Origin of the sequence: Clostridium sp. 001, from assembly GCF_019056555.1 — a bacterium.
GTDB lineage: Bacteria > Bacillota > Clostridia > Clostridiales > Clostridiaceae > Clostridium_B > Clostridium_B ragsdalei.
Genome location: NZ_CP020473.1, coordinates 4158716 through 4173008, shown reverse-complemented (window position 1 = coordinate 4173008; position 14293 = coordinate 4158716). Strand labels below are relative to the sequence as shown.

Here is a 14293-nt window from a genome sequence, read left to right as displayed (position 1 = left end):
TCCAATTTTTTGTACAAAAAAGAACCTATATTTCTATAAGTTCTTAAATTTAAAAATATATATCATTTAATTAGTTTCTGTCATAGAATATGGACTATTAAAATCTAAATTAGTAAGTTTCATAATACCATCTTCATATTTATAATAAGCATTAAATCCTCCTAGTACATCAGCATGACAACTACCAGATACATCTTCATAAACCTTTAGTCCATAAGTACCACTATTATCTATATTATATAAATAATATACCGGTCCATGTCCCATCCAAGCTTGTACTCCTCTTCCATATACTTTAGCATTTTGCATTTGTCTGTCATTCTCTAAATTCACTGAACAACTTTTATTGAAATTTTTTGAATACATACCAAAAGTATCATATCCATTTAATTGAAATGAAAAATTATCCTCGCTCATACTTCCAATCTGTAATCCTGGCTTTTCACCATCATTATAATTATCTATTTTAGTCAAATTATTTCCATCCATAGTTTCAACATCGCAAGTTTCGCCTCCACTACTTCCCCCTTCTAACGCTATAGATATTATTTCAGGTGATCCATCCCCTGTCATATCTGCCAGCATAATTTGTCCATGTACGCAATCACTATCACCTACAACTTTTGATGCAAGTACATTACCATTTGAAGTATCTTGTACATATAATTTAACTTTACCACTATCATTTATATTATTGGTAAGTATAATGTTCTCAAGTTTCCCGTCATTATTTATATCTACAGTTTTTAAATCAATAATCTTTTCTCCTTGAAAAATTCCACCAACATCCAACTTTATACCATTAAAACTATTTTCTATATTTGAAGATATAGCCCCTTGTCCACCTAAAATGACAACATTATTACAATTCAAAGAATCTATATAACTTTTTTGGATGTCAGCATTTTGACCATCTGTAAGTACTATTGGTGCGTTTAATTTTGAAGCTAACGTGCTTCCTGACAGAGCATCAGGAAAATTTTCTCCATTTGCAAGTACTGCATATTTGGAATCTAGCTTAAAATAATTCGCTACCTTCAAGGATGTATCATATCTATTCTTTCCACTAATTCTTATAATATTTTCATCATTCATATTAGGTACATTATTTTTTAATTGACTCTTAATATCATCACTTAATACTCCACTGCCACCAACTATATAGACCTTAGAAGGACTTATAGAAGATATCTTATCAATTATGTTTTCTGGTATACTGTTATTTTGGCTCATAAATATAGGATACCCATTAGATGCTGCTATACCTGATATACTAAGTGCATCAGGAAAATCAAATCCATTAACTATAACTACAGGTGTGCCTTTTGCAACATTCAATTCATTTACTATAATATTATTAGTATCAAATCTATTTGTGCCACCCAATCTATTAATATTCTTATATCCATATTGCTTAAGCTCATTTACTATATTACTACTTATTGAACCCTCCCCACCAAGTAAATAAATAGTTCCACCTTTTGATAAATGTTTACTTATGTAATCTAAGCTTTCATATTCACATCCATTATTAAAATCATCTGCAAGCAAAATAGGTGCATTTAATTTTTTTGAAAGCGGCGCTCCAACTAATGCATCTGGAAAACTCTTACCGTCAGCTATTATTATATTATCCGTTACTGTAGGATTAAATTGGCCTGCGATATTAATAGAAGTTTCATATCTATCTTGTCCACATATTCTAGTAACATTGTAATACTTTGAAGATTGTGCAGAAACTCTATACAAAGGTGCTATAAATAAAAAAGCTGCTGCAAATACAATTATTTTCATAATCCTTTTATTCATTAATGTAACATCTCCTGAAATGTATATTTTTGTTTTACAAATATAAAAACACCGTAAAATTCAATTGAATAATACGATGTTTTTTAGTACTATACTACTACCAATTTTTACTTTCTATTTCAAAGTATGATTCAGGATGTGAGCATACAGGACATTTTTTAGGTGCGTTTTCACCAATGTAAACATATCCACAGTTACGACATATCCAAACCTTTTTCGCACTTTTACTAAAAACCTTGTTTTCTTCTATATTCTTTAAAAGTTCATTATATCTTTCTTCATGATGTTTCTCAATTTCTGCTACCATACTAAATAATCTAGAGATATCACTAAAACCCTCTTGCTTAGCTTCTTCTGCAAATTTTTTATACATTTCAGTCCATTCATAATTCTCTCCACCAGCTGCAGATTTCAGATTTTCTGAAGTATTACCTATACCATTTAAAAGTTTAAACCAAATCTTTGCATGCTCTTTTTCATTATCAGCTGTAAGTTGAAATATTTCACCAATCTGTTCATATCCCTCTTTTTTAGCAGCTGAAGAAAAATATGTATACTTATTTCTTGCTTGAGATTCACCTGCAAATGCAGACAACAAATTTTTTTCTGTTTTGCTTCCCTTTAATTCCATTTTATACCCCTCCAATTTAATTGATTAAATCTATTTTTAGGGACTCTCTATATAAGCAAGTCCAATTATTATGCTTTATTATTAGTTCAACGTTTTACCTTATCTAACATATTGTACTAATTTATTTTAGTTTTGAAATACAATTACATATTAATATTTTCTCCAATAAAAATGCTTTACTATTATTATACCATTTATTAGCTAAAAAACATATAAAAATTTTCAAATAATTACATAATTTAACGCGGATTCGATGAATTATCGGATAAACTTAAGGAAACCTGATAAACAAAAATGTTGATCAGGTTTCCTTAAATTTATGATATTGTGCTAAAGTGTTGGTTTTATTTTTATCCGATGACCACCTACTCTAATACTCCCACGCACCCTGTGAAAGCGACTATCACCAAATCAAAGATTTGGGATATCTGCTTGCACACAGCGAAAGCGACTATCACCAAATCAAAGATTTGGGATATCTGCTTTTCTCCAAGTGTACGTTGCGAGCAGCTACGTCCCTGGATAACAATTTTTCCTAAAGGATAACGTCTCTAAGTACTGAAGCACTAAGAATACTGTTAATAAGCATCAGGTGTGGAGTCAAAACCCCATCTGATGCCAAGAACTCTGTTTATCTTATAGAAGATATCAAAAATCTAAAATAACTAATCTCTACAATTGCATTATTTAATATTGTATCGTGACTTCATAACATCCTCAATCTTCTTTTCTATTTTCCATTTTATTTTCTCCCTTAATGGAATTTTATTCAAACTTTGAATTAAATTCTCTACGTCGATTCCATGAGCTGCAGCAGCATCTTCTATACTCTCATTTTGAGATGAAGGGCATTCAATACAACCCATACCAAAATTCTTTAATATTTCTATTGCCCTAGGCCCCATATTAACAATATCCTTTATTAATGTTTTTCGATCGACTTCCATAATACACATCTCCTTATTAAACATTGGTCTTGTCCATTTAATATGTCTAATGCAGCATAAAACATCAAGTATAAATACTTCACATCAATAAATTAATTTCAATTACTTTATAACATATAAAAATTACTTTGCCATTACTCCAAGTATATCCAACATTTTTTTAGGATTATTAACAAATGATTTCATTATCTGATAAGTCTCGGTATCTTCATAATTAACTTTTCTTAATCTATCATCCAATTGATAAATTATAGAATCTGGATAAGACAATACTATTGGCGAATGAGTAGCAATTATGAATTGAGAATTATTTTTAATTAAATCATGCATTCTTGAAACTAGAACCATTTGTCTTGTTGGAGACAAAGCAGCTTCTGGTTCATCTAAAATATATAAACCATTTCCTCTAAATCTATTCATAATTAATGACATAAAAGATTCTCCATGAGATTGTGAATGTAATGAATTCCCACCATATGAATCAGTAACATCTATATCATCAATATTTGAAGCTAAATTGTAGAAACTTTCTGCTCTTAAGAAAAAACCGTCTTTAGGTATTTTAGTTTCTCTAATCAATTTTAAATTTTGCCACAAATCAGAGTGGGTATCTCTTGTTGAAAAGTTAAAATTTCTAGACCCACCTTCAGGATTGAAACCACATGCTATAGCAATTGCTTCAAGTATGGTAGATTTTCCAGTCCCATTTTCACCTATTATATATGTTACTTTAGGGTGAAATTTTATAGTTGATAAATTTTTTATTACTGGTAAACAATATGGATATTCAGAAAACGAATTTACTTTTTTTGTATCTAATTGAATTTCTCTTATAAAATAGTTCCGATTCATTTTATTCCCTCCATATTGTTTATTATATCTATCTCATATGTGTTTATCAATTTAATTATGAGTCAATATTGTCTTACTATTCCATAAACTACATTTCATTTATGTGATTTAAATTTCCAAGACGTTTTAAACGACCTGTACATATTTGTAATACTCTTTAAGCGTTATACTAAATTTAACTTGGGTAATGATGCTGCGGGTATTGTATTTCAGCCATTCGTTAAATTTGATGAATCACTTAAATCATCATATGTTGTTCTACTTATAGTCAAGTACCACCAGCTAAGCTGATGGCTTGATTAAGCCCTATAAGGGCATGGTACTGGCAAGCGCTACTCGCGCCCTGAATAGACCGCCAATCGCAAAACATTTCCAGCGGCCACCCTTGGTGGCTGCTTATTTTCTTCTTTTTACTTGCTCACCTGTAAACGGATCTATATATTCTTTTATACTTATTTGTTCCACAATTTGATCTTCTTGTAATTGATTTTGTATATACTTTGTTATTGCTGTTTTATTTCTTCCAACTGTGTCTACATAATAACCTCTACACCAAAAATGACGATTTCCATATTTATATTTCAAATTTGCAAATCTATCAAATATCATTAAGCTACTTTTTCCTTTAAGTATTCCCATAAACTTTGATACACTTATTTTGGGTGGAATTGTTACAAGCATATGTATGTGATCTATACATGCATTTGCTTCTATTATCTCTACATTATTTCTTATACATATCTCTCTTAATATTTTCCCTATTTGTACCTTATATTTCCCATATATTATTTGCCTTCTATATTTTGGTGCAAACACTATATGATATTGACACCTCCATTTTGGTCGAGTAGGCAAGAGGATTCTCACCCCTAGTCTCTCACAGAACCGTACTTGATAGTCTCCCATCATACGGCTCTTATTATCAAGTCACTGGCATATAGCCCACTGACCAATGGTAAAATAAATTCGGCATCACTTTTGCGATTCTCTTCAACAATATCTGTGCTTTATGAATCCCATTTTTCACTTTCTTGTGAGTTCTTCTTAACCATCTCGCCAGTCTTAGATTCACGTAGTTAATTCCTTGCCTAAATGCTTCACTTGGATTGTATTTCAAGAAATAGTTCATCCATCCTCGTATAATTGGATTCAATATTTCAGACAAGATTTCAATTGATGTTGTATTAGCATTTATTATTGCTTCTCGTATTTTATTTCGGAAACTCTTTCCTGCTTCTTTGCCAACTGCTGGCGTAAAGCCAGTAAAATATTCACCAGTACGGCTCTTACAGCATCTACTTCGGAATGTATATCCTAGAAAGTTAAATGACTCATTTCTATAATGCTCATTAAAATTTTCACTTCTACAGTAGACTATTCTGGTTTTATCTGGATGTATTTCTAATTCACATTCTTTCATTCTTTTTGATAAACTATCCATTATGTATAGTGCCTGTTTTTTGCTAAGGCAGTGTATTACTCCATCATCTGCATACCTTTCCCAGGGGTTCCTTGGAAATTCTTTAGCCATCCATATATCAAAAGCATAATGCATAAACAGATTTGCCAAAACTGAACTTATGACTCCACCTTGCGGAGTTCCAGATTTTCTATCCTTAATATCTCCATTAGGCATTTGTATTGGTGCTTTCAAGAATCTCTCTATATATAAAATTATCCACTTTTCCTGCGTATGCATCTTGACTGCTTTCATCAGTTTCTCATGACTAATATTGTCAAACAAGCCAACTATGTCAAATTCAATAACCCAAGGCATTCTAAAACATCTTTTCCTTGCCATCCCTACAGCATCTAGTGCAGATTTATAAGGTCTATACCCAAAAGATTCTTTTAAAAATATCTTTTCTACTTTTGGTTCAAATCTACTCCTTACAACCATTTGTGCTATCCTATCCTCAATTGTTGGTATTCCTAAAAGCCTTGCTTTCCCATTCTTTTTAGGTATTTCAACTCCTCTAACAGCCTTAGGAAAGTAACTTCCAGATGCCATTCTATTCCATAGTTTATACATATTGTTTTTAAAATCTTTATCAAATTCTTCGAAGCTTACACCATCAATTCCCCCGACACCTTTGTTCGCTTTCACACGCTTGTATGCCATTAACACTTCCTTTTTCGTGATTCTAAATGATTTCCCTTCTATCAATTTAATCCTCCCATTTCTGGTTGTTATATTTCAGAAGTTAAGATAATAGAATTCCTTTGCTCCATTCCCATTACAGCAATTTCATCACTACTACGAATTCTTCCGCACCTGAACATCTCTTTTCTACTTTCACTCTCGTACTTTGGCAACTCAAATTTTTCGATTAACATAGATATTCAAGATTCTCCTGTTCCTTTCAAAAGCCTATACCATGCTCCTGTAGCCTCTACACCGATAGCCATCTGACCAGTAAACAGGTTCCCGTCAGACTTATCCTGAAGTCCACACAATACCTCAGTTTCGACTATACTTTAAAGTCTTAACGATGCTTAATCAGCTCTTCACTTTCGTTCAGCTTCATGGCATACACCTGACAGTTTTCCGCTGCCTTTTCCTCATGCGCTCAGCACCATAACTTTTGATTACAGCACCCATGGGTGGTTTATGATCTGCACCTGTATACCGACCATGGAAGGCCTACTTCCATCTTTTGAAAAGCATTGTCTTTGACATTTTTCTCTTTTTTCATTGTCTTTTGCATTCAGGACACACTATGTGATAAGCTTTCTATGTCGTTTCCCATAACGACACCTCCCTATGATATTTTAATTTTTGCGATTGTCAGTCGTTCAAATTATATCATAGGGGGTTTTTTATTGTTCAGAGCTTAAGCCCTTTTATCCACCGGCATTACCGGTGGTTTTCTTGACAAGTGAAATGAGGTCAGTATTTTCATACTGACCTCAAATGATTAAATGGGCTGCTGTTATTAAAACAGCATATATGTGATGTATATTTCTTACATAACAAATATATAATATTTAAATTATTTCATCTAGTATTTATTACTGGTTATATATGAAATTAATAGAAACTTACTTATAAACTAGGCTACACTTACCTTTAATCACAAACATTTTCTGGCAGCATCCTTCATCAACTGTCCATTATAAAGAACAGAAAAGTCAAATCCTATCTCTCTATTATCTGAAAATAATACTTTTAAGCAATTATCTCCCTTATCTATTATTTTCCCACTTCCAAACACTTTGTGAACTACATAGTCTCCTACTTCTAAACCGCAATTTTTCATAAGTTCTCCCGAATTTAACAAGTCACATTCCTCTATAAACCTGGATACATCTACTGCCTTTTTCCTAATAGTACTTGAATAACATAAAGTCAAATTATCTATGGCTCTTGTAACTCCTACATAAAAAAGCCGCCTTTCTTCTTCCAGGTTATTTTGTATGCTATTTGCATGAGGAATTAATCCTTCGCTGCAGTTTATTATGAACACATTCTCAAACTCCATACCTTTCACGCCGTGAATAGTACTCAAAGTAACTGCATTATCTTTCTTCTCAACTTTCTCTAAAGTTTGCCCCACCTTTTCAATATTATCTAGAAATAATTCTATACTATCAAATTCCTCACAAGCTTCCTTAAACTCTCCTATAATATCTTGAAGTTCATCCATATCCCTATTTAATTTCATGCAGTAATTTTTTAAATAATCCATGTAATCTAATTTGTCCAATATATAATCTACTCTATCCTGCTTCTTCATCCTGTTTAATTTTTTAATATTTCTTTCAAGCACAGTTATATTTTTAAGCTGAAAAATGGGTAAATCACCTACTTGCCTTAAAATATCAAAGCAATTTTCTTTTATTCTATTATCTATAACTTTTTTTATATTTACTTTCCCAATATATCTAAAAGGCTTATTTATTATTCTCATAAAACTGTTCTTATCACACATATTTACAGCCAATTTAAGATATGCTATTAAATCCTTACATATAAAATGTTCGTAGAAGTTATACTGACCATCCAAAAGTTTAAACTTTATATTGTATTTTAAAAAAGCATCTATTATACTTCTTGATTCTAGATTAGTTCTATAAAATACAGCTATGTGACTATATTGATATTTTCCTTTGTTTATAATTTCTTTGATTAAATTTGATACAAAAACGGCCTGTTCTTTTTCTCTTTCAAATATCTTAAACCTTATATTTCCTTCATTTTTTTTGTTATTTTCAATAAGTTTTACATTCCTATTTTTATTATTACATATAATCTTTTTGGACAATTCAACTATATTTTTAACACTTCTGTAATTTATTTTTAGGTAAATTTTTCTTCCATCTTTAAAATAATTATCAAAATTTACCATGCACTCTGGCTTAGATCCCCTAAAAGAATATATGCACTGATCTTCATCTCCTACTGCAAATATAAAGCCCTTACTTCCTATTAGTTGTAAAAGTTCTATTTGGAGGTTATCCGAGTCCTGAAATTCGTCAACTAAAATATACTTGAACAAATTCTGATAACTCTCTAGAATACATTTTTGATTTAGAAACATATCTTTAACTTTTAACTGTAAATCATCAAAATCCATAAGCTTATTTCTAGCTTTATAATTTTCATATTCATTAAAACATTTTAAAAATACACTTTTGTCAATTTTACTTTTAAATAAATCTATGTTAGTTTCACTATTTTTTAAAAGAGATATGTCATTTAAAACTTCCTTTACTTTCTCTTCTCCTATAAAGTCCAGATAATACATAAGTGCACTTTTAACTATCTCATGTGCCTTGTAAGGATCTATAATATTTATTTCTTTATTGTGTTTTTTCAATATATTATAAAATAGGGAGTGAAATGTTCCAAAAAAAGGTGATTTTTCTTTATTTCCTATAGATATGTATCTGCTTTTCATATTGAGGGCCGCTGCCCTAGTAAAAGTTATAACAATTATGTTCTGTGGATTTATTTTATTGCCATTTAACAAATGCTCAATTTTGTTTACTGCAGTCACGTCTTTAAAGGAACCATCCTTTAAATATTTCTTCATAATCTGTAAATCATCAGTCTTTATACAATTGGGAACATAATCTGTATTATATATAGGTCCGAATCTACACAAGTAGTCCACTCTATTAATAATAGTCTGGGTCTTTCCTGCTCCAGGACAAGCAATGACAATACAGTTATTTTCACCATTTAAAACCGCTTTTCTTTGCATAGGATCAAGATGTTCATATTGCCTTTCAAGTATTTTATCTCTCAAATACTTAAACTCTATTTTTAACATTTCCAGATTCATAATTTAACCACCTAAACAATATTAAACTGCGAAGTTAATCTTCGCAAGTTAAGAATTAATAATGAAAAATTAATAGTAAAGGATGATTTTTAGCTCTCGCAAAAATCTTTAAATTTATATAAATCAACAATGTTTCGCTTTAGCAAAACGAGTGGTGAAAAGCTTAATCAAAGATTTTTTGTAGTGTAACGGAAAAAATCCACATTAACTATTAATTCTTCATTTTTAACTATTAATTAAAACTATTGCTTCGCAAATTTTTTTATATTAAGTTAATTTCTTATGTGCAAAAATTGAGTATTAAACTAAAAAGAACATATTATAAATATGTCCTTTTTAGTTTACTATATTCAATTTATTATATGTTTATTTTTTCTTTTTTGTTTTCTTCTCCACAGTTGCCTTTGGTGTATCAAATGCATTTATATACATTTGTTTTATTTCTCCTATTAGTGGATATCTTGGATTAGCTCCTGTACATTGATCATCAAAAGCCAGTTCTGACATTGTGTCTAAAGTAGCATAGAATTTATCTTCTGAAACTCCTGCCTCTTTAATAGTCTTTGGAATATTTAACTTAGTTTTTAAGTCATCTATAGCATTTATTAGCAATTGTACTTTTTCATCATCTGTGCTTCCTCCTAAATTTAAGTAATCAGCTATTCTAGCATATCTTCTTTTAACATTTGGGTACTTATATTGTGGAAATGCCGCTTGTTTCCTTGGAGCCTCTACAGCATTGAATTTTATAACTTCATCTATCATAAGCGCATTGGCAATTCCATGTGGTATATGGTGCTGTGCTCCCAATTTATGTGCCATAGAGTGACATACCCCTAAGAATGCATTGGCAAAAGCCATACCTGCTATAGTTGAAGCATGAGCCATTTTTTCTCTTGCCTTTACATTAGTTGTACCTTCTGTATAAGCTATTGGCAAATATTTAAATACTAATCTTGTTGCTTCAAGAGCCAATCCATTGGTATATTCTGAAGCCATTATTGATACATACGCCTCCAGTGCATGGGTTAATGCATCTATACCCGAAGCTGCTGTAAGCCCTTTTGGCATTCCCATCATAAGTTCTGCATCAATTATAGCCATGTTTGGAGTCAATTCATAATCAGCCAGTGGATATTTAGCTCCTGTTCTTTCATCCGTAATTACTGCAAATGGAGTAACTTCAGATCCTGTTCCTGCGGATGTTGCTACTGAAATCATCATTGCTTTTTCACCCATCTTAGGAAAAACATATACTCTCTTTCTTATATCCATAAATCTCATAGCCAAATCTTCAAATCTTACTTCTGGATGCTCATACATTACCCACATGATCTTGGCTGCATCCATTGCCGAACCACCACCAACTGCTATAATTGTATCTGGTTCATAGGAAAGCAGTTCTGATGCACCTTTTTTAGCTGTAGCAAGGGTTGGATCTGGTTCTACATCTGTAAATATTTTATATGAAACTCTTAATTCATCGAGATTTTTTGTAATTTTATCTACATAACCTAATTGATAAAGAACCTTATCCGTTACTATAAATGCCTTTTTCTTCTCCAAAGTTCTCAATTCCTTTAATGCAACTCCAAGACTACCATATTTGAAATAAACTTTTTCAGGTACTCTAAACCAAAGCATATTTTCTCTCCTCTCAGCAACACTTTTTATGTTTAATAAATGTTTAGGTCCAACATTTTCTGATACAGAGTTTCCTCCCCAGGAACCACATCCTAGCGTCAAAGAAGGAGCTAGTTTAAAGTTATATATATCTCCTATAGCACCTTGTGCTGAAGGCATATTTATCAATGTTCTACCAGTCTTCATAGTTTCTCTGAACTTTTCTACTTTTACTTTTTCCGTCATTGAATTTACATATAATACAGATGTATGCCCAATTCCACCTCGTTCAACTAATCTTCCAGCCTTTAGAAGTGCTTCATCAAAATCTTTTGCTTTGTACATAGCTAAAACTGGAGACAGCTTTTCATGAGCAAAGGGCTCTTCTTCAGGTTCTACTGATTTAACTTCTCCTATAAGTACTTTAGCATCCTCTGGTACACTCACTCCTGCCATCTGTGCTATTTTAAAAGCACTTTGCCCTACAATGCCAGCATTTAGAGCGCCATTAATCATAATTGTTTTTCCAACCTTATCTGTTTCATCCTTACTTAATATATACGCTCCTCTATCTGCAAATTCTTTCTTGACTTCATCGTATATTGAGCTTACAACTACTACTGACTGCTCTGAAGCACAAATCATACCATTATCAAAAGTTTTTGAAAGGAGTATTGAATTTACTGCCATTTTAATATCAGCACTTTCATCAATTACAGCAGGTGTGTTACCTGGGCCAACTCCTATAGCAGGCTTTCCTGAAGAATAGGCAGCCTTAACCATACCCGGGCCACCAGTTGCAAGAATTAAATCTGCTTCTTTCATTACCACCTGTGAGAGTTCAATGGAAGGTTCATCTATCCATCCTATAATTCCTTCAGGAGCACCAGCTTTAACTGCTGCATCAAGTACTATCTTAGCTGCTGCAATAGTTGATTTTTTTGCTCTTGGATGTGGTGAAAAAACTATACCATTTCTAGTTTTCAAAGCTATTAAAGATTTAAAGATTGCTGTGGATGTTGGATTAGTTGTTGGAACTACTGCTGCTATAACCCCTACAGGTTCCGCAATTCTAACCATACCAAAACCTTGGTCTTCTTCTAAAACTCCACAGGTCTTTTCATCCTTATATTTGTTATATATATATTCTGAAACAAAATGATTTTTAATAACCTTGTCTTCTACAATTCCCATTCCGCTTTCTTCCACTGCCATTTTAGCTAGATCTATTCTAGCACTATTGGCTGCCATAGCTGCCTGCCTAAAGATCTCATCCACTTGTTCCTGACTATAACTAGAGAATTTTTTTTGAGCAGCCGTTACTTCATCTAACTTTTTCATTAATTCTTCAACGTTAGTTACCTTAGTTACCTTCATTAATGACACCTCTTTCTTATTTTTCATGCTGTTAAATATAAACAGATTTCTTGGCATCAGATGGAGTTTTAACTCCACCTGATGCTTATTAACAGTATTCTTAGTGCTTCAGCACTTAGAAGACGTTATCCTTTAGGAAAAATCGTTATCCAGGGACGTAGTCGCTCTTTACTCCCACTTGCAGAAGCTATACATTGCACATAAGTTTGGAATTTAATTGGTAAGTAACGTATACAGAGCCAAAACATACATTTGAACATTGATAAATAAATATATTAATATGCATATAAGATTAAATATTTCAGGAGGCTTATATGCATACTAATGATTGGGTACTACAGGAATTTAATGATGCACCTTTTGCAGATAATAGACTAAATGAAAGGTTAACTAAAATAGCTAATTCTTTCTACAAAAACCCTGAAAGTTCAATACCTCAGTCATGTAAAAGCTATGCTGCAACACAGGCAACATACAGATTCTTTAGTAACAATAGAGTTAAACCGGAGGCAATCCTAATGAGCCATAGAGAACAAACTATCGAGCGTATGAAAAAGTATGACACTGTCTTGGCAATACAAGATACCACCACATTAGATTATAAAGATCATCCTGCAACTAGAGGTTTAGGTATATGTGGTAACACAGAATATGACCTTGGGTTGTTAAATCATACTACCCTTGCAGTAACAGTAGAAGGTATCCCTCTTGGTATTTTATCAAGACATGTATGGACACGTGATCCAAAAAAACTTGGGAAACGGGTTACCAAACGTGAACGCTCTACATCAGATAAAGAAAGTCAAAAGTGGCTTGACGCTTTAGATTCAAGTCTCAAAGATGTTCCACAATACATAAATGTAGTTACTGTTTGTGATCGTGAAGCTGACGTTTATGATTTCTTCCATAAAGCAGTATCGGAAGAAAGAGATTTGCTCGTAAGAGTCACCCAAAAAAGGAGAGTTCTCGAAAACGGGAAGCATCTAATTCAAGAAATTGAGAGTAGTCCTGTAATGGGTCAAATCCTTACAAACATACCTAGAGACACTGAAAACAAACGTCCACCTAGAGAAGCTACATTATCTATCAAATATTGCCCTGTTACAATAAAACCTCCAGTTAATCGTAAAGATTCAAAGTTATTACCTAATCTTAAATTATATTTAGTTTTGGCAGAGGAGATAAATTCTCCCAAAGGAGTTAAACCTATATATTGGCTTCTTATAACAACATTGCTTGTAAAAAGCCTTGAACAAGCAGTTGAAAAAATCAAATGGTATAGGCAACGTTGGAAAATTGAACGTTATCATTATACTTTAAAAAGTGGTTGTAATATTGAGGAACTCCAATTAGAGACCTCAGAAAGCTTGCAAAACGCCCTTGCAATATATTCTATAGTGGCATGGAAGCTTCTTTGGTTAAAGCTCGAATCTGAGCAAAATCCAGAAGCAATATGCGATATAGTTCTGCAAGATCATGAGTGGCAAGCACTCCATTGCGTAATTAATCGAGTACCTATTCCACCAACTCAGCCTCCAACACTACAGGAAGCTGTACTTATGATAGCTAAATTAGGTGGATTTCTTGGTCGTAAAAGCGATGGTCAGCCAGGTGTAAAAGTTATATGGCGTGGTTTAATGCGCCTTAATGATATTGCACAAGGTTGGATTGCAGCTCGTTTACCAATTTCTTACCAATGATGTGTGCAATGTATAGCTTGCAGAAGTGGGAGTATTAGAGCGAGTAGTCATCGGATAAACAAGATT

Annotated in this window: 10 protein-coding genes; 1 reads left to right on the top strand and 9 read right to left on the bottom strand. The window is 32.4% G+C overall.

Translation table 11 applies throughout. The features are described 5' to 3' along the window. Positions 1 to 66: 66 nt before the first annotated feature. From B5S50_RS19435 to adhE, 9 genes are all read right to left on the bottom strand, one after another. A complete protein-coding gene (locus B5S50_RS19435) occupies positions 67 to 1809 on the bottom strand; it encodes a cell wall-binding repeat-containing protein (RefSeq protein ID WP_217302611.1) in 1743 nt (580 codons plus the stop codon). 97 nt (positions 1810 to 1906) lie between these two features. Further along, positions 1907 to 2440: a rubrerythrin gene (gene rbr, locus B5S50_RS19430; protein ID WP_065079464.1), complete on the bottom strand. Its 534-nt coding sequence runs from the start codon at positions 2438 to 2440 to the stop codon at positions 1907 to 1909. Between the two features lie 683 nt (positions 2441 to 3123). Further along, positions 3124 to 3387, bottom strand: coding sequence for a DUF1858 domain-containing protein (locus B5S50_RS19425; protein ID WP_217302610.1), 264 nt, complete (start codon positions 3385 to 3387; stop codon positions 3124 to 3126). A gap of 123 nt (positions 3388 to 3510) precedes the next feature. Further along, positions 3511 to 4239 (bottom strand): AAA family ATPase, encoded by a 729-nt coding sequence (locus B5S50_RS19420; protein ID WP_065079462.1) that lies wholly within the window; start codon positions 4237 to 4239, stop codon positions 3511 to 3513. 396 nt (positions 4240 to 4635) lie between these two features. Beyond that, positions 4636 to 5145, bottom strand: coding sequence for an IS200/IS605 family transposase (gene tnpA, locus B5S50_RS19415; RefSeq protein WP_254306627.1), 510 nt, complete (start codon positions 5143 to 5145; stop codon positions 4636 to 4638). A gap of 16 nt (positions 5146 to 5161) precedes the next feature. Continuing rightward, positions 5162 to 6406, bottom strand: coding sequence for a group II intron reverse transcriptase/maturase (gene ltrA / locus B5S50_RS19410; protein ID WP_065079461.1), 1245 nt, complete (start codon positions 6404 to 6406; stop codon positions 5162 to 5164). 23 nt (positions 6407 to 6429) lie between these two features. After that, positions 6430 to 6576 carry a hypothetical protein gene (locus B5S50_RS19405; protein ID WP_154105016.1) on the bottom strand — a complete coding sequence of 49 codons (147 nt, stop codon included), beginning with the start codon at positions 6574 to 6576 and terminating at the stop codon, positions 6430 to 6432. A gap of 737 nt (positions 6577 to 7313) precedes the next feature. Continuing rightward, positions 7314 to 9527 carry an ATP-dependent helicase gene (locus B5S50_RS19400; protein WP_217302609.1) on the bottom strand — a complete coding sequence of 738 codons (2214 nt, stop codon included), beginning with the start codon at positions 9525 to 9527 and terminating at the stop codon, positions 7314 to 7316. Between the two features lie 366 nt (positions 9528 to 9893). Then, the gene (adhE, locus tag B5S50_RS19395; protein ID WP_065079413.1) at positions 9894 to 12527 is read right to left on the bottom strand and encodes a bifunctional acetaldehyde-CoA/alcohol dehydrogenase; all 2634 of its coding nucleotides are present in this window, start codon (positions 12525 to 12527) and stop codon (positions 9894 to 9896) included. Positions 12528 to 12841: 314 nt separating this feature from the next. Here adhE and B5S50_RS19390 point away from each other — a divergent pair, with 314 nt between their 5' ends. Further along, entirely contained in the window at positions 12842 to 14227 is a 1386-nt protein-coding gene (locus tag B5S50_RS19390) for an IS4 family transposase (protein WP_217302042.1), read from the top strand. Positions 14228 to 14293: the final 66 nt, after the last annotated feature.

What these genes read in the sequence shown, in the direction of transcription:
- B5S50_RS19420 (WP_065079462.1), bottom strand. Translation starts at nt 4,239, where the DNA reads ATGAATCGGAACTATTTTATAAGAGAAATTCAATTAGATACAAAAAAA.
- B5S50_RS19400 (WP_217302609.1), bottom strand. Translation starts at nt 9,527, where the DNA reads ATGAATCTGGAAATGTTAAAAATAGAGTTTAAGTATTTGAGAGATAAA.
- rbr (WP_065079464.1), bottom strand. Translation starts at nt 2,440, where the DNA reads ATGGAATTAAAGGGAAGCAAAACAGAAAAAAATTTGTTGTCTGCATTT.
- B5S50_RS19390 (WP_217302042.1), top strand. Translation starts at nt 12,842, where the DNA reads ATGCATACTAATGATTGGGTACTACAGGAATTTAATGATGCACCTTTT.
- B5S50_RS19425 (WP_217302610.1), bottom strand. Translation starts at nt 3,387, where the DNA reads ATGGAAGTCGATCGAAAAACATTAATAAAGGATATTGTTAATATGGGG.
- tnpA (WP_254306627.1), bottom strand. Translation starts at nt 5,145, where the DNA reads ATGGGAGACTATCAAGTACGGTTCTGTGAGAGACTAGGGGTGAGAATC.
- adhE (WP_065079413.1), bottom strand. Translation starts at nt 12,527, where the DNA reads ATGAAGGTAACTAAGGTAACTAACGTTGAAGAATTAATGAAAAAGTTA.
- B5S50_RS19435 (WP_217302611.1), bottom strand. Translation starts at nt 1,809, where the DNA reads ATGAATAAAAGGATTATGAAAATAATTGTATTTGCAGCAGCTTTTTTA.
- B5S50_RS19405 (WP_154105016.1), bottom strand. Translation starts at nt 6,576, where the DNA reads ATGTTAATCGAAAAATTTGAGTTGCCAAAGTACGAGAGTGAAAGTAGA.